Below are 24,157 nucleotides of genomic sequence, written 5' to 3' on the forward strand. Positions count from 1 at the left end.
GTCGCCCGCGTTCATCCAGCTCTTCGACCAGACTTCGATACTTAGACCGAAGCCAGCACACAATGGTCTCGTCTCTCATCCCTGCTCTTGTGCAGAGGCTCTCCACTCCGGTCAATCACTATTGCGGTAAGTTGTTTCCTGCCACCGCCTAATTCAACAGCATCGCTCACGAACTCATGAGTCGACGGATCTCTTATCGCGGTTGCTCGCTGCTCGCTACGAGGACGGGAGTCAGATGAGCGACCAACAGTTACGAGATGAATGTCTCACTGTGTTTCTTGCTGGTAATGAAACGACAGCGTTGGCGTTGTCGTATTGCTACTATCTGATTGCTCAACACCCTGAAGTTGAAAAGAAACTAGTAGACGAATGGGCACAGGTACTCAACGGTCGCTCGCCGACCGCAGCCGATGTACCGCAACTGCCCTACACGACTTGGGTGGTACGCGAAGCCATGCGACTCTATCCTCCCGCCTGGGCTATTGGTCGCGAAGCAATACAAGACTGCACCATTGGTGACTATGTTGTTCCGAAAGGTACGCAACTGCAGATGAACCAGTGGGTTGTGCATCGTGACCCACGCTGGTTCGACGAGCCCGAACTCTTCAAGCCGGAGCGCTGGGACCACGACTTACACAAACGGCTGCCGCATGGCGCGTACTTCCCATTTGGCGACGGGCCACGGGTCTGCATCGGCAATCACTTCGCCATGATGGAAATAGTGCTGGTGCTTGCGGCAATTGGTCAGCGCTATGGTTTAACGCTGGTCTCAAATGAGCCGCTTGAACTGGTACCGTCGGTGACATTGAGACCGAAGCATGGAGTGAAGGTGGTCGTGCAACGACGAGCGCAGCAAGGGAAGGCGGTGCGAGCGGCGTAGTCACTCGCCGATGAATAGTAGCCAGCGTCACAAAAGAATCGGAGAATCGGCGACGAGGAGAACCGGCGACCACCCCGCCATTCTTTGTGCCCGCTCGCCTTGTCGCCCCGTCGTCTCCTCTCTCCCCGTTTCTCCGTTTCCCCCATTCTCCGCTTCGTTCTTCTCCACTCCTCACTCCTCCGTCCGCGTCCGTCTTCCAAACGCAAACATCACCTGCGCAATCCGGCGCATCTGAATTTCTTCGGTCCCTTCGGTGATACGATAGCGTCGATGATGGCGATACATATGCTCAAACGGTTTGTGACGTGAGTAGCCGATGCCACCGTGGACTTGCATAGCGCGGTCCGATGCTTCGCAGACGAGACGATTGGCACGATAGTTACACATCGCGACTTTGTCGGAGATCTTGCGGGCCACGTCTGGCTTGGACATCTGATCCATCTGCCATGCGGTTTTATAGATCAACGTCCGTACCATTTCCGCTTCTGTTTGTAGCTCGACGAGTGGCCATTGGATCGCTTGATTAGCGGCTAATGGCTTACCGAACGGCTTACGCTCTTGGGCATATTTAATCGACTCGTTAATGCAGTACTGCGCTGCGCCGAGTGATGAAGCTGCCTGACGGATACGATTCTCATGAGTGAAATGTTGGGCCACAATCAGGCCGTTTTGTGGATCACCGAGGATGGAGTCCGCAGACAGATATACATCCGTCAATGATACGCGTGGATGATCAGTCGGCATATTAAAAGTCCACAGATATTCCTCGATTTTGAAACCTGGCGTTTTGGTCGGCACGATGAAACAGGTAATGCCGGTCGGATCGCCGTCTTTGCCACTGGTACGCGCGAAGATGAGATCGTGCGTTGCGATATGCACGCCGGTGTTCCACATCTTGGTGCCGTTGACCTTCCAACCATCGCCATGACGCACGCCACGGGTTTCCATCCACGTCGCATCAGAACCATGCTCCGGCTCAGTGAGGCCAAAGGCAAAGCTGAGCGATCCATCGAGAATCCCTGGGATGAGGGTGCGTTTTTGTCCTTCGGTGCCGAAGTCGCGAATCATCAGCACGATTGGTTGATTGGCGACGATCGAGCTTTCGTTTTGCAAATCGTTGTGTAGGCCAAGACCTCTTGCGGCCAGATGTTCGCGGATGATCGCCATTGCCAGATTCGAGCCGTCTTTGCCGCCGAACTCCTTGGGCAAACCAAACCGATAGTGACCAGCTTTATCGGCACGGCGGCGCATCTCTGCGAGTAGTTCTTCCCACTCTTTGCGTGGCAGACCGCCGTGGTCAAAATCCGTACGCGCCCATTCGCGGCGGTGGTCAAAGAAACGGATGTTATCGTTCTCTTGTTCCAGTGGTTTGATCTCGCGCTCGATGAAGGCATCGAGTTGAGCAAGATAGGCGGTAATCTCAGCGGGAATTGTAAAATCCATAGTTCGCTTCCTCTATCGGGACGGTCCGAGGACGTCAACGGAGGAGGGGGATAATGAAAAATGAAGAATTAAAAACTAAAAATGGAGATAGTTGTTTGGTCTTGCATTTTTAATTTTGCATTTTTCATGCTTAATTTCTTCCTTGGGGTTGACAACTTTGCGCTTGCGTTTTCTATAGTGCAAAGGATCGATTGCACGAGGAGAGCATATGGATATCAAAGCCGCAGTTTGTCGAGAGCTACATAAACCCTTAGCCATTGAAACGGTCGATATCGATGCACCTGCGCCGTTTGAAGTGTTGGTCAGAACGGTAGCGAGCGGTGTGTGTCACAGCGACTTACATGCGCTACATGGAACGATTGGCGCGCGTGTTCCTGGTATTTTCGGGCATGAACCGGCTGGCATCATCGAAGCAGTCGGCAGTGCTGTGACCACGGTTAAGCCTGGGGATCATGTCATTGCCTGTACTTCGATGTATTGCGGCAACTGCACGCAATGTTTGTCAGGCTGGACACACTTGTGTACCAATCGTGCAGCATGTTTGCGACCGAAAGGATCAAAGCCGCGCTTGTCGAAAGGCGGAGAGACGATTGCGCAATTTGCGGATCTCGCTTCGTTCGCTGAAAAGATGTTGGTCCATGAGCGCAACGTGGTGAAGATTTCCGAAGATATTCCTCTTGATCGTGCGGCGTTGGTTGGTTGTGCTGTCACAACTGGTGTAGGTGCGGCGCTCAATACTGCGCAAGTGACACCGGGATCATCGGTTGCGGTGTTTGGCGCCGGTGGCGTGGGGATCTCCGTCATTCAAGGCGCACGTATCGCTGGCGCGCGGCAAATCATTGCCGTTGATCTGCTTGATCATAAGCTTGAAGTCGCGAAGAAATTTGGCGCGACTGAAACCCTCAACGGTAAGTCTGGCGATGTGGTCAAAGAGTTGAAACGACTGAGCGGTGGTGGGGTCGATTTCGCTTTTGATGCGATTGGTAACAAGCAAGTCACCGAGCAATGTTTTTATGCATTAGCGCCGCGTGGTTTGGCAATGATCGTTGGTGTGTTGCCTCCGGGAGAGAAGCTCGAACTCAATCCCGGCCACTTCTTTGTCGAGAAACGCATTCAAGGAAGCTTCATGGGTTCGAATCGCTTCCATCTCGATATGCCGCGTTATCTTGAACTGTATCGTCAAGGGAAGTTAAACCTTGATGATATGATTAGTCGTCGCGGGCGACTCGAAGATGTGAACGAAGCATTTCGGGCGATGGCTGCCGGAGAAGTGACACGAACGGTGTTGATGTTTGATTAGGTGAGCTCGTGAGATACCCCGGCTGGCGTGGCTGGCTGGGGATTAAAACTATGCGTTTACCTAATACCTGTTATGTCAAGAAGAGGAAACGGCAATGTCAAAGAGAAAGATTAAACTGTTGGACACTGTCGCACTGCTGGAGGACTTACCGGAGCGTAATCTCAAGCGTGGCGAAGTCGGAACAGTAGTGGAGATCCTCGCACCAGAAGTGTACGAAGTCGAGTTTTGTGATGACGAAGGGCAGACCTATGCGGAACTAGCGTTGCGCAGGGATCAGCTCATTGCACTCCATAACCAAGGAGAAGCATTAATAGTTGTGGCTTAGTGTCTATATCACGTGAGATCAAACCTCGGTGCTCCTACGCGTAACGATGAGACTTCATTCAGTGGGAGCACAACGAGGATATTCCATTCCTATAAACACAACTCCGCCAGCATCCGCAACGCCTCTGGTTGTGACGTGCCGATGAGCAGGCTAGTGGCAGCAGAGGCCTTCCAGGCTTGTAAGCGTTCGGCGATGCGTTCTCGCGTGCCGACCAGGGCAACTTCATCAACCAACTTATCTGGCACTAAGGCGACGGCTTCAGCTTTCTTGCCGCTCAAGTACAAGTCTTGAATCTTCACCGCGGCTTCTTCATAGCCCAGACGTTTGGCAAAGTCGTTGTAGAAATTGGCGTTGCGCGCACCCATACCGCCGATGTACAGCGCAAGATTGTCTTTCACCGGCATGCGGCATTTGTCTACATCATTTCCTACCACGCAGGTCACAAATGGTGCGAGGTCGAAATCTTTGATGCTCTTCTTGGTGCTGGCTTTAGCAAAGCCACGTGCTAAGTGTGGAATAAACAGCTGCGGTTTTTCCGGGCTCATCCAGATCGGCAGATTACCGTCGGCAACCTCGCCAGCACAGGCAATGCCGTTCGGGCTAATCGAAGCCATATAGATTTTCATATCCGCACGGCCCTGCCCAATGCTTTTGAGCGGTTTGCCAAGGCCTGTTGCACCGGGGCCGTTGTAAGGGATTTGGTAATACTCGCCTTGGTGTTGCAGCGGTGCTTCGCGGGCGAGAATCTTGCGCACGATGCTGATGTATTCACGGGTACGCGGAATCGGCTTGCCATAAGCAACGCCATGCCAGCCTTCGGCGACTTGTGGCCCTGAAGGACCGACACCGAGAATGAAGCGTCCGCCTGATAAAGCGTCCAACGTCATTGCGGTCATGGCTGTCATCGCGGGTGTTCGTGCTGGCATCTGCAGAATCGCCGCGCCGAGTTTGATCTTTGACGTGCGTGAGCCGATCCAGGCGAGCGGTGTGACTGCATCAGAGCCATAGGCCTCGCCAGTCCAGACTGAGTCGTAGCCCAGCTTTTCTGCTTCAAGAATGAGGTCCATATTGATGCGCGGTCCCGCTGCGCCAACCAGTAATCCAAGTTTCATGATCGGTATCTCCTTTTTGTTTTTGTGTGGCTGTGCTGATCGTTCGTTTCTCTTCACTGTTGGTGTGATGGTGCCGCCTTATGTTTTGCCAGCAGTTCCTGGGCAATCTGACTGGCACGGCGGCCTGCTTCCACTGACTCGTCAAATCGCGCCTTGTTGAAGGCTGTTTGTGCAACCAACAAATCATCCTCTGCATGTCGCAAGGTGGCAGGTTCCTCGTTCGCCGCATGAGCGTCTTGTACCGCGCCGATATGACGTTGTGCTTCGAGGATCGCTTCTCGCGCCTGTCGTTCTGCGTTCACGCCTCGCGATGACCACATCGCCGTCAGCAGCAGAAGAATGACCGCACCAATAAGTCCAGCCCATTGACTCGTTTTCATAGATTCCTCTCTTCGCCCTCTAACATCCGAGTGCTGCCTTGTCGACTAGGTGTGACGTTGAAACGCCCGTGACTGTTGACGGCGTACACGCGATGCCGCAGTATGTGGCCATTTGCTACCCCGCGGTGGACAATGAGCAATCGCGGTGGTTCAGGAGGCGTATTGTGGAAACCATCAGTTGTGTCACCTTCTGGAATAACTACAAAGACCACATGAGTGATGCCGATTTCATGAAGAAGGAAATCGCCGTCAATAAGCTCATGGAACCCTTAGGATTCGACCTCATTTTCAGTGTCGAGCATCATTTTTCCAACTACTCGATGGGACCGGATAACTTTCAGTTCCTCGGCTATATGGCTGCAGCGACCAATCGCATCAAGTTGGGAACACTAGGAGTGATCTTGCCGTGGAATGATCCACTGCGAGTCGCGGAACGAGTGTTGCTCCTTGACCATTTGTCTGAAGGCCGTGCCGTGTTTGGTATGGCGCGTGGTTTGGCGAAGCGAGAATATGTCGGCTTTCGTCAGGACATGGAAGAGTCGCGCGCACGGTTTGATGAATCGGCGCGGATGGTCTGTCAGGCAATTGAAAGCGGCTATATCGAGGGTAATGGACCATATTTCCCACAGCCGCGCGTGCCGTTGCGTCCGTCCCCAATCAAGTCGTTTGTTGGTCGGCGGTACATGGTTGCCATGTCGCCAGATACCGTGCCAGTGTGTGCTGAAGTTGGCGCTGTGCAATGTTTGTTTGCCTACAAGCCGTGGCCAGAGGTACTACCGACAATCGAGCGCTATCGCACGCTCTTCGAACAACATCATAAGATGCCCGCGCCACCGGTGCTGACTGCTGATCTGTGTTTTTGCCATGAGAGCGCTGATGCAGCCTACGAGTTAGCTCACAAGTTTGTTGGCCGTTATTTCCACAGTTTTGCCGATCATTATGAGATTTTTGGCGCTCATTTAGCCGACTCGAAGAGCTATGCCAATTACAGTGGGGCCAAAGAAGCGATGGATGCGATTGGCATCGACACAATGGTCAAAGCGTTTGTTGATAGCAACGTATGGGGAACACCGAAACAAATTCTGGAGAAGTATGAAGAGCGCCGCTCGATCATTGGTGACTTTCAGGCCAGCGCCACGTTCAGCTTTTCTGGAATGACATTTGAGGAAGCTAAGAACAACATCACGACCTATGCGACGAAGGTGATGCCCGAGTTGCGACGCTGGTCGAAAGGCGCGGCGAAGAAGCAGGCCGCGTAAAAACGCTTCTCATGATTGGTGAGAAGCTGCTGAAAAACCCTTCGACCAACTCAGGGTGAACGGAGACGAAACTGCAAAATAGCGCGATTTCTCGTTCGCGCTGAGCTGGTCGACGCATGAACGGCGCGAAGACGAACGGTCAACGTAAGGTGGGCATCACCTCCTTGGCAAACAACTCCATTGAGCGTTGACTTTTGCCTGGATCGAGTCCGGGCATATGCATGCCCATAACAAGGTGTGTCATGCGCAGTTGTTTGGTCATGATGGCAAGCTGCTGGCTCACGTCCTCTGGCGTGCCAATAATTGGACGACCGATGAGCTGATCCGTCATGTGACGCAATTCCGTCGCCGGGGGTAACTGCGCCATCTGTTCTGCGCCGGGAAAATCATTGGCCTCTGCAAACCACCGCCCGTACCACAGTAACATATAGTGTAGGTGATCCTGGACATCGTTCCAGGCTTGTTCGTAGGTGGGCGCGACATAGACCCAGCGCTGTTGCGCGGCAGAGTAATCACTGGGATTGCGTCCGTGCGCTCGCAGTGTCGCATCGTAGAGTTCCTGTGCGACTGGGTCGGCAGTTCCCAAAAAATTGCACCCCAGACGGGCGGCACGTTCTACGGCCTTATGCTGGACTGCGCCAATCCACAGCGGTGGATGTGGAGTCTGTGCCGCCTTGGGCATCATGCTGATGTTCGTGAGGTTGTAGTGTTTACCTGTGTAAGAAAAAGGGTCTTGGGTCCACATACCGCGAATGACTTCGACCCCTTCTTCAAGACGTGACGCGCGTTGGTTACGCGGAATGCCGTAGCCAGTAAACTCTGCTGGTGCATAGCCTTGACCGACACCTAGATCAAAACGGCCCTGCGAGAGAATATCGACAGTCGCGGCATCTTCAGCGACACGAACCGCATTGTGCAAGGGAAGCAGTAAAAGAAAGGTGCCAATGCGTATCCGATTTGTCATTCCCGCAATCGCACCAGCAATGGGTAACAGGGAAGGGGAGTAGCCATCTTCAGCAAAATGATGCTCGGTGAGCCACGCCGTATCGAAGCCCAACGCCTCGGCAACCTGTATTTGACGGAGTTGTTCAGCATAAAATTGCGGAAACGGTTTCCGCCACTGTGGTGGATTGCGAAAAGGAAAGACCAGGCCAATGTTCATCGTGTTCTCCATTGATACGGAGAGGGGAGGAAGTATGTTCCACCCCTCTGTTTGTTGACCTCTTTATTTAGTGGGGTCTCGTTTCAGCACCCCTTCGGATTCCAGTTGTTGCACCTGCTCTGGCGTGTACGACAGATGGGTACGCAAGACTTCCTCGTTGTGTTCGCCGAGAGACGCAGCTTGGAGTGGCAGTTCTTCCGGGAAGGCAGAAAACTTTAGTGGCATGCCCGGAATGTCGACTTCACCGAAAAGAGGGTCTTTTACCCGCCGGACGGTACGCCGCGCGCGGAGGTGTGGATGGTTGATCGCTTCGGGCACCGATAAGACCGGCGCTGCAGGAACATGACCTGCGTGGAGCAGACGTAGCGCTTCGTCGTCACTCGCTTGCGCTTGAATCCAGCCTTCAAGGACCTGGACGACATCCTTCTGATGCTCCACACGTTTGGCATTGGTAGAGAAACGCGGATCATCAATGAGTTCCGGCTTGCCCATCGCTTTACACAGCACGGACCATTGATGCTCTAAACAGAGAATGAAGAAATACTGCTTCTTTCCCTTGAACAATCCAGCCGGACTTACGGCATAATGGTGCGAACCTGACCGTTTCGGCTCAACTGCTCCATTGGTGCCACTGTACAGTTGCACACTGAGTTCATGGCAATGGAAATAAGAATCTAACAGTGTGACATCAATATATTGTCCTTGGCCGGTCCGTTCACGGTAGAGTAGGGCGCTGGCAATCGCGGCGTAGGCATGAACCCCAGTGCTCACATCGCCCAGTCCAAGCATGGGGAATGACGGCGCGCCATTAGGGTCGCCAATCAGGTGCGTGACCGCAGCATACGCCTGACCAATATAATCGTAGCCTGGAATGCTGGAGAGTGGTCCAGTTTGGCCGAGCGCCGAGATCGAGCACATGATGACTTTAGGATTGATCGTCTTGACGACGTCATAACCAAACCCTAAGCGCGCGATCGTCCCAGGGGAGAAATTCTCTACGACGACATCCACTTTCTTGATCAAGTTCTTGATAATTCCCTGTCCTTTGGGATGGCGGGCATCGATGCACAGGCTTTTCTTGCCGCGATTCTGTTGAATGTAGTAGCCGCTGCGGCCGTTCTTAATGAAGGGTAAATTTCGTGAGATTTCACCGTTGGGCATAAGTTCAACTTTGATGATCTCCGCGCCCATTTCGGCCATCAAGCGGGTGGTTGTTGGCCCAGCCAGCACTTGGGTAAAGTCGAGCACCTTGTATCCACTGAGCAGATGTTGCGTTTGTGACATGTAGTTCTCCTTTTTCTCTGGTGAATGTCGCGTGCTTTTCTCTACCATCGCCAGCGTCAGAGCGGAAGCAGCCAACCGCACGAGGTATTGGAGGTGTCACCTTAGTTACGGTTCACGCCCCATCCGACCGAACCAGTGGGCTGGATGATCGAACAAGCCGGAGACGATTTGTTCCTGTTCTCATCTGACTACCCGCACATCGAAGGCGGTCGGAATCCCCTGAAACGCTTTGAGACGTCGATGCCCACGACGAGTGAGGCGGCGAAAGAGCGTTTTTACGCGCGGAATTTTGTTGATTTGGTGGGATGAATCTATCACTCTGGCAGACGGAGGGCACGAGAAGAAGAACCGGAGAAACGGGGAATCGGAGAAACGGAGAAAAGAGGTGACGTCTTGTTTTCTTCTCCGATTCTCCCCGTCTCCGATTCTCCCATTCTTCTTTGAGATCTCCCGTTCCCCCTATTAACTACAGGAAGAGTAGGTACGGTTGATCCTCACGCTCTACGACCGAGGCGCAAACGCCTCAACCGCTCGTAAATCCGGCAACGCTTCGTTATCCCAGCGAATCGGCAGAATGCAGACGTGCGTCGCACCGGCCTTCAAATGTGCATCAATGCGATCGCGAATCTTCGTCTCCGTGCCCCACGCAACAATGTCATCAACCAGACGATCGCTACAACCATTGTCAAAATCACTATCCTTATACAAACCGAGGTCTTTGAGATTTTTGGTGTAGTTTGGTAGCCGTGGCACGTATGTCTTCATGTATTGCCGCGCCATCGTGCGTGCTTTGGTGGCATCGGTTTCAAGAATCACTGCTTGTGCAGCACAGATCCACGGCTTGGGACCAATTTGGGCACGAGCTTTCGCGGTGTGTTCTGGTGGCACGAAGTAGGTGTGGGTGCCCTGTGTTTGTTCTGCTGAGAGGGCGAGCATCTTGGGATGTAACGCCGCGATGACAATCGGTACCGGTTCTTTCGGCTCTGGTGCCCGATACAGTGCACTCTTCATTTTGGGCAGATATTCTTTCATATAGCTGTAGGGCTTGTCATAGCTGTGGCCACGCAGGTTTGAGACTAATGGTTTGTGGCTGACGCCGATCCCAAGGACGAAACGTCCACCCGACAATTCTGCGACTGTTTTGGATGCTGCTGCCATCGTAATCGCGTCTCGTGCCCAGATGTTGGCGATACCGGTAGCGATAGCGAGCTGATCAGTGCGATCTAAGAGATACGCCGCATGTGGAAACGGTTCACGCCCAACCGCCTCTGGAATCCACAGCGTTTTATAACCAGCTTTCTCAACAGTCTGAGCGAATTTCGCACTTTCTGCTGCTGGCATGGCGTCAAGGAAAAACCAAATGCCAACGTTGCCAAGGTCCATAAAAACCTCCCACTCCGAGTAATGGTGCTACAACTACCATGATTAGCATGGAGAGGCAGTGCCCTCGGATCACCCCGCTTGATTTCTTCTCAAAGCCGGGAATAGGGTGCGTACACAACGTTACGTTTGCTGAACGGAGAGGGCCATCATGAACGAGCACGCCCGCCCCAACGATGCCGCATCGATTCTTGCTGCGACCAGAGCCCTAGTGCCGATAATTGTCGAAAGCCGCGCGGAGATCGAACGCGAACGGCGCTTGCCGTTACGTATCGTTGATGCCCTCAAGCAAGCCGGAGCGTTTCGCATGACCATGCCGCGTGACTGGGGTGGCGCAGAAATCGATCCGCTCAGTCAGTTGCAGATCATTGAAGAGTTATCAGTGGCTGATGCCTCGGTTGGGTGGTGTGTGATGATTGGGTGCGACAGCGGCTATCTGAGTGGCTTCATCGATCAGAACGTTGCGCGCGAGATGTATACTGACATCGATATGGTCACTGCCTGTTCGCTGATTCCGCGTGGACGCGCAGTGAAAGTTCCTGGCGGCTATCGTGTCAGTGGGAAGTGGCCATTTTCCAGTGGCTGCCAACACAGCGCGTGGATCATTGGTGGCTGTGTCGTGTATGAAGGCGAGCAAGCAAAACTGAATCCGGCTGGAATCGCCGAAACTCGACAGTGCTATATGCCCGCAGCCGATGTTACGATTCTTGATACCTGGTATCCCACTGGTTTGCGTGGCAGTGGTAGTCATGATTTTACCGTCACTGACTATTTCGTTCCTGATGAGCGCACGTATAGTTATCAAAACTTGACCTTCCATCGCTCAGGCTCGCTGTATCGTTTCCCGTTAAACATCCTCTATAAATTCGCCAGTGTACCGGTCGGTGTTGCGCGTGGTGCACTTGAATCCTTGATTGCCGATGGTGAGAAACCGTCACGTATGACCACGGTCGGACGACCAGGAGCGATGGCGCGGACGCTGCGTGAAGAGGAGTTCGTGCAGGACGCAGTTGGTCGAGCTGCGGCGATCATCAACGCGGCACGAGCGTATGGCTTCGCTACGATTCGCGAGGTCTGGGAGACGCTAGAGGCAAAGCAACGCTTGTCGATTCCGCAGATGGCGAATTTGCAGTTTGCTCATGCGCAGATCTTTGGCATGTGTACTGAGGCGGTTGAATTGTTGTTCAAAGCGCGTGGCGGGACCGCGGTCTATGCAGGCAACCAGCTTGACCGTTGTCTGCGCGACATGCTGACGATGAATCAGCATGTCATGAATTCGCTGCGTACGTATGGCGTCGGCGGACGTTTGTTGCTTGGTCTGCCGATTGAGCAATTGCTATTGTGAGCAACCCTACAACTTCCGATACAACGCATGCGCCGGATTGAATCCAGTCGAGGTGAGTAGCCCTGGAATCGCTTCGGCTGGCGTATCCGCTTCAATCGTTTGCTGCCAGTCCAAAACATACTGTCGCCAGGTAATGAGCCACTGCCCGTTACGTCGCGATAAACGGTCGAGATACCGACCGCCAAAGACGTGCGTCACCGTTCGCCCTTCTTTGCTTGAGACGGCTGCCGCGAGTCCGTAGCTTTCGGCTTCTGCAGTATCGCCATTGAGTTGGATGATCTCGTTCGCGACGAAATGCCAACGACGTTCAAAGCTATGCTCGACCTCCATGACGACCGGAATAAATGCATCGCCTCGACCGCGGAAGAAGCCATAATCGATGTGTGCATCGGCGGCGAAAACTTTTTTCAACGCTTCGCCATCGAGCCAATCTAGTGCCCGGCAGTAGCGAGTGAGTACTTCTCTACAGGCTTGTTTGTCTAAGAGTTCGCGAATTTCATTGCTTTCGTTGGGCATGGTTTCTCCTTACTGTGTTCTACGAGCCGTCAGCCTCGCTTCGATTTAGGAAGCTGGACTGTGATTGTCAACAGATAAGCGTTGATTCCTAACTTCCGGCCCTTGTATGCGTGGTCTTCTGTTTACGTATTGCGTTTTACGCTTTATTCTTTCCTCATGACAAACCCCACTGTTGTAGATTCAGACGGCCATATCCTCGAACCCACGGACTTGTGGGAAAAATATCTTGAACCACAATATCGTGACCGTGCCATTCGCTTCTGTACGGACCGACGCGGTTTTGAATACGTGGAAATCGACCGCCAGAAAAGCCAGGTGTTGCGTGCTGGTGTGCTTGGTGCATTAGGTGGCGCGTACCAAGACCCACGTGAATTACTGACACCTGGTAAGGTAACGTATTGGGAATCGGCACTGCGTACACCCGGTGCGATTGATCCTGCGGCACGTCTGCGAGAAATGGACGCTGCTGGCATCGATGCCGCATTACTCTATCCGACTATTGGCATCATCTGGGAAGGTGAGTGTGCTGATCCAGAACTGTCCGCAGCTTATGCTCGCGCTTATAACAACTATCTATTTGACTTCTGTTCGCACGACCCGCAACGACTGATCGCCATCGCGCATGTCAACTTGCTTGATGTCAATTTAGCCGTTGCGGAAGTCGAACGGGTCAAAGGCAAAGCCAAAGGCATCTTTACCACGCCGGTGCCACGCAATGGTCGACCAGTCGGTGATCGCTATTACGATCCATTCTGGGCTGCGTGTGAAACCGCCAATCTGCCGGTTGCGACCCACGTGCAAGTGCGGCCCGATGCCTTAGGCATGGGCATGTATGCACCACAGGGTGATCCATCACCTGAGAAGAACCCGCTGTGGTTTACGTTCATGCAATTGACCGAAGACTCACGGCTTGGTGTGAACTGCGTGTTCCAAGGTGGAGTGCTCGAACGCTTCCCGAACCTCCGTTACGTCGTGCTAGAAATAGGCTGCGGCTGGCTTCCATCGTGGCTGGAACGGGCCGATGGCAAGTTTGACATGTTTGGCTTTACCACGGGTCTCACACATAAGCCGAGCGAGGTGTGGAAGCGTAACTGTTGGGTCTCAGCCGAGGCCGACGAAGCTTGCATTCCTGAGATTGCCCGTGAGATTGGCGCACAGCGGATACTGTGGGCTACTGACTATCCGCACGTCGACGCGTATAAAGACCCAGTGCCAGAATTGCGTGAGCATATCGCTTCAATGTCGGCAGAAGATCGAGCGTGGATTCTGGGAAAATCGGCAGTTGAATTGTATCGACTGTAATCGCAGTTCATGACGAAGAGAGAGGAAGGAGGTTGCATGGCGCACTCACAAAAGCTGCGACTGGGCGCGTTCATGCGACCGGTCAGTATTCACACTGCCGCATGGCGGTATCCTGGTGCGTTTCCTGACGCCAATTTCAATTTTGCCCACTATAAACGCTTTGTGCAGACGTTAGAGCGCGGACGCTTCGATGCATTCTTCATGGCTGACCATCTAGCAGTGATGAATATGCCGATGAACGCGCTTAAACGCAGTGCGACCGTCACTTCCTTCGATCCGTTAACGCTGCTCCCCGCACTAGCTGTGGTAACGGAACATCTTGGGCTGATCGCTACCGCTTCGACAACCTACAACGAGCCCTATCACGTCGCACGAAAGTTCGCCTCGCTCGATCACATTAGCGGTGGACGCGCGGCCTGGAACGTTGTGACATCTGCTAACCCGCATGAAGCGATGAACTTTGGTCGTGAAGAGCACTTGGAGCATGGTGAACGTTACCGGCGGGCACGTGAGTTCTTTGATGTTGTGACTGGCCTATGGGATAGTTGGGCAGACGATGCCTTCACTCGTGATGTCGAGCATGGCATCTACTTCGATCCAGCCAAAATGCACGTGCTTAATCACAAAGGGCCGGAACTGTCTGTGCGGGGACCACTCAATGTTGCGCGCCCGATCCAGGGATGGCCGGTCATCGTTCAGGCTGGTGCGTCAGATGTCGGTCGCCAGTTAGCCGCAGAAACCGCGGAAGTCATCTTCGGCAGTGCCAACAATATCGAAGATGCCCGAAGCTTCTATACCGATGTGAAAGGTCGAATGGCTGCGTTGGGCCGACCTCGTGAGCACCTCAAAATTCTTCCCGGCGCGTTTGTCGTTATCGGCGATACTGCAGCCGAAGCACGGGCAAAGAAAGCGCGGCTCGATAGCCTGGTGCATCCCGATAGCGGTATCGCCACGCTCTCCGTGCAACTTGGTCATGATGTATCAGGCCTTGATCTCGATGGTCCGTTGCCAGAGATGCCTGAAAGTAATGCCAGCAAGAGTGCACGGCAGAAGCTCCTTACCATGGCACGGCGTGATAATATGACGGTCCGCCAACTTGCCCAATATGTCGGTGGCAGTTTCGGGGCTCTGGAAATGATTGGAACACCGACGATGATTGCTGACGAGATGGAAGAGTGGCTGAAAACTGAAGCCTGTGATGGTTTCAATATCATGTTTCCCTATCTGCCAGGTGGACTCGATGACTTCGTTGACCGGGTAGTGCCAGAACTGCAACGTCGTGAGTTGTTTCGTCGCGAATATGAAGGAACGACCTTGCGTGAAAATTTGGCCTTGCCACGTCCAAAGAACCGTTTCTTCTGAGGAAAAAGGAAACGGTTGACAGGTAACGAACTGACACGGTAAGGCAGAGGGATATCGCTTCATGCAAAGGAGGGCACATGGAGCCAGAGGTACACAGCGGAGACCAGAACCAGGCAGCAGAGCCATTATTGGCATTGACCGACAAAGCTGTCGAAATGCTCAAACAGGAAATGGCCCAAGCGGGTAAGACTAATGCTGGTATTCGGATGACCGTCGCTGGTGGCGGCTGTGAAGGGTTTGAGTACAGCTTGAAGATGGAAGCTGAGACTCGTCCTGATGATGTGGTGATCGCGCAAGATGGCATTCGTGCACTGCTCGATCCGGTCAGTGCGCAACGTTTGCAGGGCACGTTGCTCGATTATGTCACTAATAGATATGGAACCGGATTTCATTTCTTTGGCTTAGATGCCGTCCGTACGATTGGCTGTGGCTCGCCGATTCTGTTGCGTCGTTGTATGGCTGGCAATACGCGCACGAGAGGCTGCTTTGAAAGTGCCAAGCGGCCACTACTGAAATTACAAGACGCTGCACCTGAAGTCGTTGGCACGAGCAGTATTTCACATCCCGGTATGCGCCCGTTACAAAAATGTCCAACCTGTTTGTATATTGTCTGTCGCTGTGAGAAGCCGAACTGAGGTTCCTTTGAAGAAAGGAAAAGCAGGTGCCCTCGCGCCAGACCTCCCGACTGACCCGTTCTCTTCCTGGCTTCGTCGTACGAGGCAAGCTCAGAAAACGAAAAAGGGCGCCGTTGTCCCGTGTGGCGAATGCCGCGCATGTTGTACGTCTGCCTATTTTATCCATATCAGCCCTGACGAAACTGAAACGCTTGCCAGGATTCCGAAACAGTTCGTATTCGCTGCGCCTGGTTTACCCAAAGGCCATGTCGTGTTGGGTTATGACAAAAATGGTCATTGCCCAATGTTTATCGATAATCAGTGCTCTATTTATGAACATCGCCCGCACACCTGTCGCACTTACGATTGTCGAGTCTTTCCCGCGGCAGGACTAACCGCAGGTCAGGACAAACCAGCGATTACACGACAAGCAAAGCGCTGGCGATTCACGTTTTCCTCACAACGTGACCATGACTATCTTCGTGCCGTTCAAGCTGCTGCCAAGTTTTTACGAGAGTACGCTGAGTCTTTTCCTCCAGGTTTTGTGCCTATCAACCCCACCCAACAAGCGGTTGTGGCTCTTAACGTGTACGACGTTTTTCTTCGTGCACCCAACGTATCTGAAGATGGTGACTCCGCTGTGCACATTCAGGAGATGATTGAAGCAATTGTTGCGGCGTATGAAAGAGACGAAACCAAGAGGAAGTCCTGAGCTCTTGATAGGTTCCCTCTCTCTTGCGTTCTCATGTAGGGAGAGGTGCTTTCACTTCAGGCAAGAGCGGATTGTATTCCATCACTGCCTTCCTCTTTCTTCGCTCAAGGAAAAATGCGTCGCCAAGTGCAACAGGAAATTCACCGGCGAGTCGAGCGCAATGAAGTCGAGGTCTAGACATCCTCACGGTTTTTGCCATAACACGGGAACACAACAAGGAGGACGTTCTATGGCGAGTATTGATAGAGGTTACGTCTCTGCTGACGGCCACGTCGTGGAGCCCGCAAATTTATGGTCAACCCGAATCGAAAAGAAGTTTCGTGAGCGCGCGCCACGCGTCGAATCGCGCGACGATGGCGATTACTACATTATCGATGGTTTTGCACCGATGCCGGTGGGGCTCGAAGGTGTGTCGATGGAAGACAAGATCGCCGGAAAAATCAAATCGTCCAAAGGCTATCGCCATGCAGCAACGCGACCTGGTGCCTGGGAACCGCAAGCACGGTTAGCCGACCAAGACTTAGATCATGTGCGCGCTGAAGTATTGTATCCAGGAGTTGGACTGTTTATTACCTCCGCCCCTGACCCTGAATATGTGCGTGCGTGTTATCGTGCGTATAACGACTGGCTTGGGGAGTTTTGTGCAGCAGCTCCGACGCGACTCTTAGGTGCGGCACTGATCCCGATGCGGGGGCCAGTCGAATGGGCAATCGAAGAGGCAGAGCGCGCGGCGAAGAATGGGTTACGTTCGGTGATGATTCCCACAGAGGTCACAGGTCGTTCGTATGGCGAGCCCGCTTATGATCGCCTATGGACGACGGTACAAGATTTAGGCCTGCCTGTTGCGTTACACGTCGGCACCGACGAGCCGTTCCATGAAAAAGCGGCGCGCATGGGAGTGGGGAAAAGCTTTGTTGATACGAAGATCTGTGCCATGCAACGAGCGATGGCAGATTTGATCTGGGGTGGTGTAGCGCAACGCTATCCAAAGTTACGCTTCGTATTGGTCGAAGGCGGTATTGGCTGGGTCGCGTCGGTGCTGCGTTCGATGGATCACTGGTGGGCCGATCATCATCACTGGATGGAACCCAAAGTTGATGAAGCCCCAAGCTTTTATTTCAAGCGCCAGTTTTGGGCCACCTTCGAGGATGATCGTGCTGGGGTGTTGACGCGTGAATTGATCGGGGTTGATCGCATCATGTGGGGATCTGATTATCCTCACACCGAAGGGACGTTCCCGTACTCGCGACAACAGGTAGCGAAGGACTTCGCAGGAATCCCGGAAGCGGAAGTGTATCAAATGGTCGCGGGGAACGCGGCGAAGCTGTACAATCTTGAGTAACACTACTGGAGAGGTTGCCCATATTGTTGGGCAACCTCACTGTTTATCGCTCCAATAATTTCTTAAACTGCTCCGCATTTGGTGCTTCGCCAATTTTCGCCAACGTTGGTGACATCGAATCCCACGGCTGCGCACGGTCGGTCCACACGTGAACCTGTGGCTGAAACAGTTTCGGGTCATCCAGACTTGCTGCCCATAGTCCTTGTAAGTCAGGCACGAGTTCCGCGAGGATGAAAACTGGTGAACCACATTGTGTACAAAACCCGCGACTCACTTTATTGCCGCTCTCGGCTTTGACGTCGTAATATTGGGCCTGTCCGGTAATCGTTAATGATGCTCTTGGCACGTAGAGTACTGGGCAAAAGGCGCTGCCACTGGCACGTTGACAATCGCGGCAGTGACAGTTCCACGAAAATGCCGGTTCGGCTGAGCACTGATAGCGAATAGCGCCGCAGGCGCAACCACCAGAAAAAGGTAGGGACATAGGAATCCTCCTGTAATACCGCGGCTCTCTATCATTTCAGGCTGTGCAAAAAAAGGGTTTGGAAGCTGGTCAGCGATCAGCGGTCAGCTTTCAGCTATCAGCTTTTCCTTAGGAGCTTCTGCTCCACCCTCTGTTGGCTGACTGCTGACCACTGAAAGCTATCTCAAGAACTGACAGCTTGCGCACTCTTCACTTTTTCCTCGTAATGTCCTATCCTACCCGCGATTCGCCCCGCGCGGTCTGGGGCTGACACGAGAAAGGAGCACCTGCATGCATTTTATGTGGTTTACCGAACGGGCGTATCACTACGACCCGGATACAGATCCTAAGGGGTATGACGAATTAGAGTACGAAATCCTCCGCAAGCGCAGTTTCTACGGCACCCCGAACCGGTTCTTTGACCGGAAACATGGCGCCAAGATTCTCAATCAATACCTTGATGAAAAAATTTATACTGATGCCGAACTGATGAACTTTGACGGCGTCATGTTGAACGAGCATCATGGGACGCCATTCTGCTTAGGCGCGGTGATGGACGTTGAAGCATCCGTGATCGCTAAAGCGACGAAGCGGGTGAAAATCGCTTTGCTCGGTAATCCCGTTCCAACCGTCGCGAATGCGCTGCGTTTGGCTGAAGAGCTGGCCATGATCGACCTGATCTCCAACGGTCGCATGATCACAGGTTGGGTGCGTGGTGCTGGGTCAGAACAACTCGCGAACAATGCGAACCCGGCCTTCAACCGCGAGATGTTCGAGGAAGGCATCGATTTTATCGTCAAAGCATGGACGACACCTGGTCCGTTCCGCTACGAAGGCAAACACTTCCATTTCCGCCAGGTGAACCCGTGGGTGCTCCCGCTGCAGGAACCACATCCGCCATTTTGGATTCCTGGGCTGATCAGCCCGGACACTGCTCGGTGGTGCGCGCAAAAGCGCTATCCGTATGTTGCGCTGGCGACACGCCTGGAGCCAACACTCGAATTGTGGGACTTCTATTCCCAAGCCGCAGCCCGTGAGGGATACCAGGCTGGACCAGAAAACTTTGGTTACTTACAACCTGTGATGATCGCGGATACTCAGGAAAAAGCCGAAGAGATGGGCAAACGCATTCTCTATGGCGGTGCGTTCTCACATTTTGCGCGTCCTGAGTGGATGTTCCCGCCGGGATATAATTCCAAAGAAGCGACCCGTCGCCTGGCGCAGACGAACTTTGGCGTCAATGCTGCCGGTGTTCAGGCTTTCGGTGATGGGAGGGACGATTCTCCTGAGGTCGTCGAGGCTCTCAAGAAACACATCTACAGTGGCTATCCAGATGTGTTGAAAGATATGGTGATGATCGCTGGGACACCTGACAACGTCATTCCGAAACTAAAGAAGGTTATGGACATCTTGCGTCCTGGCATCTTCTCGTTTTGGTTAGATGGCCCGGTGCCATTTAAGGACCGTGAGCGTTGCCTGCAATTGCTGAACAGCGATGTCATTCCTGCATTGCGTGAGTACGGCGATAAACTCGGTCTGGTTTCTCCATACCAACGGAAACCTGGGTCAGTGCCGTTGAAGGGCGGTAAGCCAGAGCCCGTGAGCAACCCCGCGGCTTTGAAAGAACTCGCTGCGTAGACGAGCCGTCTTTCTGCACGACCAAAACCGTCCGAATGTGTCATTCTGAGCGGAGCGAAGAATCTCTCGAACACCGAGCAAAGAGATGTTTCGCTCCGCTCGACATGACAACCGTTGCATTACTCCGAAGGGATGCTGGGGGAGGCAAACTTCTCTGGCCTACGCCGTCCGCTGCAAAAACTCCACCGGTACCCCATCAGGATCTTCCGTATAGAAACTCCGCATATTCGCCGCGATCTGCACCAAACCAGAAGTGATGGTCACGTTACCACGTTGTTGTACTTCTTTGAGTTTTGCCTCGACATCCGATACATAGATACACAAGTGTGGGCTGCCAACATTGTTGTGATGAAGGTCTAACGTCGTTCCCCCACCAGCAACGTATTCAATAAGTTGGAGCATAAACGAGTCAAGCGTCAAATGGGCAACCTTCAACTCTGCCCCTGGATTGTTGGTGAGCGTATCGAATTCCTTACTCTTGACATTCATTGCTCGCCATTCGGTTTCTTTCATGCCTACTACGTCGCGATAAAACGTGACCGACCGTTCGAGATTTTTCACTGTGAGTCCGACGTGAAAAAGTTCCGCCATAATGATTCCCTCCTTTTGCTGAGCATTTTTTACAACCGTGATAGAGCAGAGCGCAACGAAGGTCTATAGAGAAAATACACTACAGAGAAGAATGCATGAGCGGCGCATTGAAGAATCCCATGATAACGAAATCCGTGCTGTTATTTTTGTGTACCGGCAATTACTATCGCAGCCGCTTCGTTGAGCATCTGTTCAATCATCTTGCTGCCCATGCTGCGTTGCCTTGGCAGGCTGAATCGCGTGGGATCGCCATAGATTTGGGAGTCAATAATCGAGGACCAATATCTTCAGGCGCATTGTCCGCGCTCCATCAACGCGGGATTGTGCCAACGGAGCCAATACGCTTTCCTCAACAGGTTGAGGCCGCTGACTTGGCTCGTGTCCACCGCATTATCGCACTCGATGAAAGAGAGCATCGCCCGTTGCTTGCTGAGCGCTTTCCTCGTTGGCTAGACAGAGTCGAGTTTTGGCAGGTGCCTGATGTACCTCGTGTCGCCCTTGCTGATGGTTTAGTGTTGATGACGCATGAAACCCAAGCGCTGATCCAACTGCTAACGGATGCGCGCTCGCGATAGTGTTACGATACACAGTATATGATGTGGATTCCGATCCCTTTATTACGAGCAGGATATCGCTGTGCCTATGCATTATTGCGTCTCTATTGGTTTATCGTGCAACCTCGGGTACGAGGAGCTCTTGCGCTCCTCGTCTATAACAATCAGCTGTTGCTCGTTCGCAATACCTACGGTCGACCGGTGTGGACGTTGCCTGGTGGCATGATGAAGCGTAGCGAGGAGCCTGCGGTGGCAATGCAACGCGAAGTGTACGAAGAGGTAGGGGTTGCCGCTAATGGATTGCAACACGTTGGTGTGTGCACCGGGCGCCAGGCCCATCGGCACGACACCATCTACGTGTTTTTCGCTCAGGTTCCCCAGCCGACGGTCCAAATCGATCCTGGGGAAATTTTGGAAGCCCATTGGTTTCCGTTAGCCGAGTTGCCTTCAGTGTCAACCTACACGCGTCAAGCCCTCACCCTGTGGCAAGGCAAGTAGCCTTGCCTTGGAATAATTTGTCAAGTCATTGCAGGGACCAACGCGATGACGCACCGCTGCTCGTGTGGACGTGTTGCGTGAGGATTGTCGTGCAGGGTATGCAACGACGACGCTCTACAATAACAGTATGCAGTCCTCCACAATGCGCGTGGTGTCAGCGTTATAGCGACAGAAGGTCCTCGCCGATAGACACGCGGTAACCTTACTGCCGAAGGGACACCGCATGGACCTGCTTACTCCTGTCGTCTCGATTCTGGCTTTGTTTATTGTTGTGAAAGTTATTCAGCTTGTCGTTGTATTGAGCCGACTCCTGTGTTGGCGCTTTCGTTTACCGCAGAGCACCCTAACCGAGAGAGAGTTCTTACCGCCAGAAATGGGGGCGGTTTTTCGGTCAGCTGAGCAAACGCTCGCCCCACTTGGGTTTCGTTACTCACATTCGTTGTTGCAACAAGATCCGTTCACTCATGTGGAAAAGCCACAGCCGATTCAGGTTTTTGTCAACCACGACATGCACACCTATGCAGAGGTGAGTCCGATGCTATCACCCGAAGCTGGGGTGTTGTTCAATGTCTCTTTTGTGACGGTTCTTACCGATGGTCGTGCGATTGTGACGGTTGACTGCCAGTTACATGGCGTGCTCTCGCGTCCGAAGTGGTGTCGCTTCTATGACCATTACGTTGCTGATGTTGAACCCCAATGGGAAGAACATCAACGTACACTTCAGGAGACGGGCGCGATCTACGTATTGAAGCCGTGTTCACCAGAAGCGTTCGTCGAATATAACCAACGGTTCTTACGAGATTACATAACCAAGAGTCCAGCGCTCACTATAACCTCGACTCCTCACGTGCGACGGATGCTCCCGCTTCCAGCGGTTCCTTTCGCCTGGAAACTTGTCCACGGGTTGTCGAAAGTTGCCCGTGCTCGGAAAGCACAACGAAAAGCCCTCGGAAAAACGCAACAAGGCCAGCCGACCGTAGCTGTTGAGCAAAGGGAACAATCGGCACAGGTGGTGAGTGAGGTGGCAGCCTTCGAGCGTATGCAAGAAATGCAGAATAAGGCTCCCGGATGGGGGTGGTTAGGCAAATGCATCCTCCTGCTTGTGAGCGTGGCTGTGGCGGGAGTGTCGTTTGGTCTGACTGTGTCGCCGTCGTTTGTCGCCATATTGCTTGGCGTCCTCTTCTTTCGTGAACTTGGCCACTGGTTTGGTATGTGGTTGTTCGACTACCGCGATCGGCAGATGTTCTTTATTCCGTTTCTTGGGGCGGCGGTTACTGGCGAGAGAGAAGACGCTACGCCGATGCAGCAGATCATCGTTTCGCTGCTGGGGCCGGTCCCGGGCCTCATCGTTGGTGGTGCATGCTTATATTGGGCTCCCGAATCGGGAGAGTCGGTGTTGACGCAGATTGGGTTGACGGCCCTTTCGCTCAACTATTTGAACTTGTTGCCTGTGAATCCCCTCGATGGTGGTCGCGTCGTTGATGTGCTCTTGAGTCGTTTTCCGTGGATTCGCTTTGCCTTTGGCTTGATCAGCGTTGTCGTCCTCCTCCTTGCTGGACTCTCTGGTTCGAGCCTGATGCTAGGGATAGCGGTTGCAATGATGTTCGCTCTTGCAGCGCAATGGCGAATGAATATCGCGCTGCGACGCATGCGCAATCTTACCGCTGCACTGACGAGCCGACAGGAGCGGTTGCAGGCGATCTTTCAAGTGCTGACGCAAGCTCCGTTTTGCCAACAGCAGGCTGCCGCACGTTATGAACTGGCAAAGAGCTTACTCCGATACTTGACCACCGGACCAACGAACTGGCGCACGATGTTCATTGGTGGTGCCGTGTATGCTGCAGCGCTGTTTGTCCCAGTGTATATTGGAGTCAAGGCGTCTATGGCCACCGTACGGGAACATGTGGCGGCGATGGATACGCACTGCTTTCCACTCTCTCACAATGCAAATGTTCCCTCTCTCCAAGATATTCTTGCGGAGAAGGACCAACCTACAAATCTGACGGTTCACAAGATCGCTGGGCATGTGCGTACCAAAGCTCCATGTGTGGCAGAGTCGAAAACCTACGACCTCGCACAGTTGAATGCCGATGAGCGATTGTTTTGGGATCTCTACTGGTTTGATTTGAAACTCTCTTTGGGCGGATTCCGACAGCTCTTCGAAAATGACGGGACAAAAGCCGCAAAACTGCTGGCAGAATTAGAGCAGGTTGGCGCAGCCCACTCCAAAGGGCTTCTTGAGCAGTCGCTTGAAGCTTTCCCAGATAAGCGTATTCCTGAAACACAAGAGAAAGTCTGCGAAGTCCTGCGACAGATTGACGAGGATCGTGAACATCCTGCCCATGCCTTATGGGAGAAGCTTGAGGAAGAATTTGCTGAGAACCATGCGAATGAGGTAGACGAACACTTGCTGTCGTATGTGCGTCAGCATGTTAGCAATTTCTTGTCACAACAAACCCTCGCTCAAGTTGCGAAAGAAAGTACTACGACCCCACCCGTTACCGCGGTAAAACCTGAAAGTGAGCAAGCCGCGGCTGCGAAGCCGATAAAAAAGAAAATTGCTGTGGCACACGACTTGGAAGGTTTCACGCGAAACCAAGTAGTGCACTGGTAGTGACTCAGGCGGGCATCAACGCTTCCATCACTTGCTCACACGAATACCCCCCAGCAAAGAGGCGTTTCGCAAGCGAGAGTA

23 protein-coding genes are annotated in these 24,157 nt (G+C 53.1%); 14 read left to right on the forward strand and 9 right to left on the reverse strand.

From position 1 onward, the window contains the following. Positions 1-235: 235 nt before the first annotated feature. Positions 236-880, forward strand: coding sequence for a cytochrome P450 (locus FJ147_16000; GenBank protein MBM4257383.1), 645 nt, complete (start codon positions 236-238; stop codon positions 878-880). A 171-nt stretch (positions 881-1,051) separates the two neighbouring features. On the opposite strand, the gene FJ147_16005 is transcribed toward FJ147_16000, so the two are convergent. Further along, positions 1,052-2,323 carry an acyl-CoA dehydrogenase family protein gene (locus FJ147_16005; protein MBM4257384.1) on the reverse strand — a complete coding sequence of 424 codons (1,272 nt, stop codon included), beginning with the start codon at positions 2,321-2,323 and terminating at the stop codon, positions 1,052-1,054. Positions 2,324-2,537: 214 nt separating this feature from the next. On the opposite strand from FJ147_16005, the gene FJ147_16010 reads away from it, so the two are divergent. Next, positions 2,538-3,623 (forward strand): Zn-dependent alcohol dehydrogenase, encoded by a 1,086-nt coding sequence (locus tag FJ147_16010; GenBank protein ID MBM4257385.1) that lies wholly within the window; start codon positions 2,538-2,540, stop codon positions 3,621-3,623. Between the two features lie 94 nt (positions 3,624-3,717). Further along, a complete protein-coding gene (locus FJ147_16015) occupies positions 3,718-3,948 on the forward strand; it encodes a DUF4926 domain-containing protein (protein ID MBM4257386.1) in 231 nt (76 codons plus the stop codon). 89 nt (positions 3,949-4,037) lie between these two features. Here the strand turns inward: FJ147_16015 and FJ147_16020 are convergent, their stop codons facing one another. Together FJ147_16020 and FJ147_16025 are read right to left on the reverse strand one after the other, a co-directional pair. Beyond that, complete coding sequence (locus tag FJ147_16020; protein MBM4257387.1) at positions 4,038-5,060, reverse strand: LLM class F420-dependent oxidoreductase; 1,023 nt, start codon at positions 5,058-5,060, stop codon at positions 4,038-4,040. A gap of 53 nt (positions 5,061-5,113) precedes the next feature. Further along, positions 5,114-5,440: a hypothetical protein gene (locus FJ147_16025; GenBank protein ID MBM4257388.1), complete on the reverse strand. Its 327-nt coding sequence runs from the start codon at positions 5,438-5,440 to the stop codon at positions 5,114-5,116. Positions 5,441-5,532: 92 nt separating this feature from the next. Here FJ147_16025 and FJ147_16030 point away from each other — a divergent pair, with 92 nt between their 5' ends. Beyond that, positions 5,533-6,699, forward strand: a complete 1,167-nt coding sequence (locus FJ147_16030) for an LLM class flavin-dependent oxidoreductase (GenBank protein MBM4257389.1) — start codon at positions 5,533-5,535, stop codon at positions 6,697-6,699. A 139-nt stretch (positions 6,700-6,838) separates the two neighbouring features. Here the strand turns inward: FJ147_16030 and FJ147_16035 are convergent, their stop codons facing one another. The 3 genes from FJ147_16035 to FJ147_16045 all read right to left on the reverse strand — a co-directional run bounded on the left by FJ147_16035 (position 6,839) and on the right by FJ147_16045 (position 10,528). Then, complete coding sequence (locus FJ147_16035) at positions 6,839-7,873, reverse strand: LLM class flavin-dependent oxidoreductase (protein MBM4257390.1); 1,035 nt, start codon at positions 7,871-7,873, stop codon at positions 6,839-6,841. Positions 7,874-7,924: 51 nt separating this feature from the next. Beyond that, positions 7,925-9,193 carry a CoA transferase gene (locus FJ147_16040; protein ID MBM4257391.1) on the reverse strand — a complete coding sequence of 423 codons (1,269 nt, stop codon included), beginning with the start codon at positions 9,191-9,193 and terminating at the stop codon, positions 7,925-7,927. 453 nt (positions 9,194-9,646) lie between these two features. Next, positions 9,647-10,528, reverse strand: a complete 882-nt coding sequence (locus FJ147_16045) for a TIGR03620 family F420-dependent LLM class oxidoreductase (protein MBM4257392.1) — start codon at positions 10,526-10,528, stop codon at positions 9,647-9,649. Between the two features lie 148 nt (positions 10,529-10,676). On the opposite strand from FJ147_16045, the gene FJ147_16050 reads away from it, so the two are divergent. After that, entirely contained in the window at positions 10,677-11,870 is a 1,194-nt protein-coding gene (locus tag FJ147_16050) for an acyl-CoA dehydrogenase (GenBank protein ID MBM4257393.1), read from the forward strand. 6 nt (positions 11,871-11,876) lie between these two features. Here FJ147_16050 and FJ147_16055 read toward each other — a convergent pair whose 3' ends face one another. Continuing rightward, positions 11,877-12,386, reverse strand: coding sequence for a nuclear transport factor 2 family protein (locus FJ147_16055; protein MBM4257394.1), 510 nt, complete (start codon positions 12,384-12,386; stop codon positions 11,877-11,879). Positions 12,387-12,542: 156 nt separating this feature from the next. On the opposite strand from FJ147_16055, the gene FJ147_16060 reads away from it, so the two are divergent. The 5 genes from FJ147_16060 to FJ147_16080 all read left to right on the forward strand — a co-directional run bounded on the left by FJ147_16060 (position 12,543) and on the right by FJ147_16080 (position 17,718). Then, a complete protein-coding gene (locus FJ147_16060) occupies positions 12,543-13,688 on the forward strand; it encodes an amidohydrolase (GenBank protein MBM4257395.1) in 1,146 nt (381 codons plus the stop codon). A gap of 36 nt (positions 13,689-13,724) precedes the next feature. Beyond that, positions 13,725-15,050 (forward strand): LLM class flavin-dependent oxidoreductase, encoded by a 1,326-nt coding sequence (locus FJ147_16065; GenBank protein ID MBM4257396.1) that lies wholly within the window; start codon positions 13,725-13,727, stop codon positions 15,048-15,050. A 77-nt stretch (positions 15,051-15,127) separates the two neighbouring features. After that, entirely contained in the window at positions 15,128-15,685 is a 558-nt protein-coding gene (locus FJ147_16070) for an iron-sulfur cluster assembly accessory protein (protein ID MBM4257397.1), read from the forward strand. Further along, positions 15,576-16,376 (forward strand): YkgJ family cysteine cluster protein, encoded by an 801-nt coding sequence (locus FJ147_16075; protein ID MBM4257398.1) that lies wholly within the window; start codon positions 15,576-15,578, stop codon positions 16,374-16,376. Before FJ147_16070 ends, FJ147_16075 begins: the two co-directional genes overlap by 110 nt. After that, positions 16,345-17,718 carry an amidohydrolase gene (locus FJ147_16080; GenBank protein ID MBM4257399.1) on the forward strand — a complete coding sequence of 458 codons (1,374 nt, stop codon included), beginning with the start codon at positions 16,345-16,347 and terminating at the stop codon, positions 17,716-17,718. The genes FJ147_16075 and FJ147_16080 overlap by 32 nt, the downstream gene beginning before the upstream one ends. Before the next feature lie 43 nt (positions 17,719-17,761). On the opposite strand, the gene FJ147_16085 is transcribed toward FJ147_16080, so the two are convergent. Next, positions 17,762-18,202, reverse strand: coding sequence for a GFA family protein (locus tag FJ147_16085; protein MBM4257400.1), 441 nt, complete (start codon positions 18,200-18,202; stop codon positions 17,762-17,764). A gap of 270 nt (positions 18,203-18,472) precedes the next feature. Here FJ147_16085 and FJ147_16090 point away from each other — a divergent pair, with 270 nt between their 5' ends. Beyond that, positions 18,473-19,819: an LLM class flavin-dependent oxidoreductase gene (locus FJ147_16090; protein ID MBM4257401.1), complete on the forward strand. Its 1,347-nt coding sequence runs from the start codon at positions 18,473-18,475 to the stop codon at positions 19,817-19,819. 159 nt (positions 19,820-19,978) lie between these two features. Here FJ147_16090 and FJ147_16095 read toward each other — a convergent pair whose 3' ends face one another. Next, a complete protein-coding gene (locus tag FJ147_16095; GenBank protein MBM4257402.1) occupies positions 19,979-20,410 on the reverse strand; it encodes a VOC family protein in 432 nt (143 codons plus the stop codon). A gap of 95 nt (positions 20,411-20,505) precedes the next feature. Between FJ147_16095 and FJ147_16100 the strand changes: the two genes are divergently transcribed. The 3 genes from FJ147_16100 (at position 20,506) to FJ147_16110 (ending at position 24,076) form a co-directional block, all read left to right on the forward strand. Beyond that, a complete protein-coding gene (locus FJ147_16100) occupies positions 20,506-20,985 on the forward strand; it encodes a low molecular weight phosphatase family protein (protein MBM4257403.1) in 480 nt (159 codons plus the stop codon). A gap of 18 nt (positions 20,986-21,003) precedes the next feature. Next, the gene (locus FJ147_16105) at positions 21,004-21,462 is read left to right on the forward strand and encodes an NUDIX domain-containing protein (GenBank protein ID MBM4257404.1); all 459 of its coding nucleotides are present in this window, start codon (positions 21,004-21,006) and stop codon (positions 21,460-21,462) included. A 223-nt stretch (positions 21,463-21,685) separates the two neighbouring features. Beyond that, complete coding sequence (locus FJ147_16110) at positions 21,686-24,076, forward strand: DUF4375 domain-containing protein (GenBank protein ID MBM4257405.1); 2,391 nt, start codon at positions 21,686-21,688, stop codon at positions 24,074-24,076. Positions 24,077-24,157: the final 81 nt, after the last annotated feature.

The organism is Deltaproteobacteria bacterium (assembly GCA_016874775.1).
Lineage (GTDB): Bacteria > Desulfobacterota > Binatia > Bin18 > Bin18 > VGTJ01.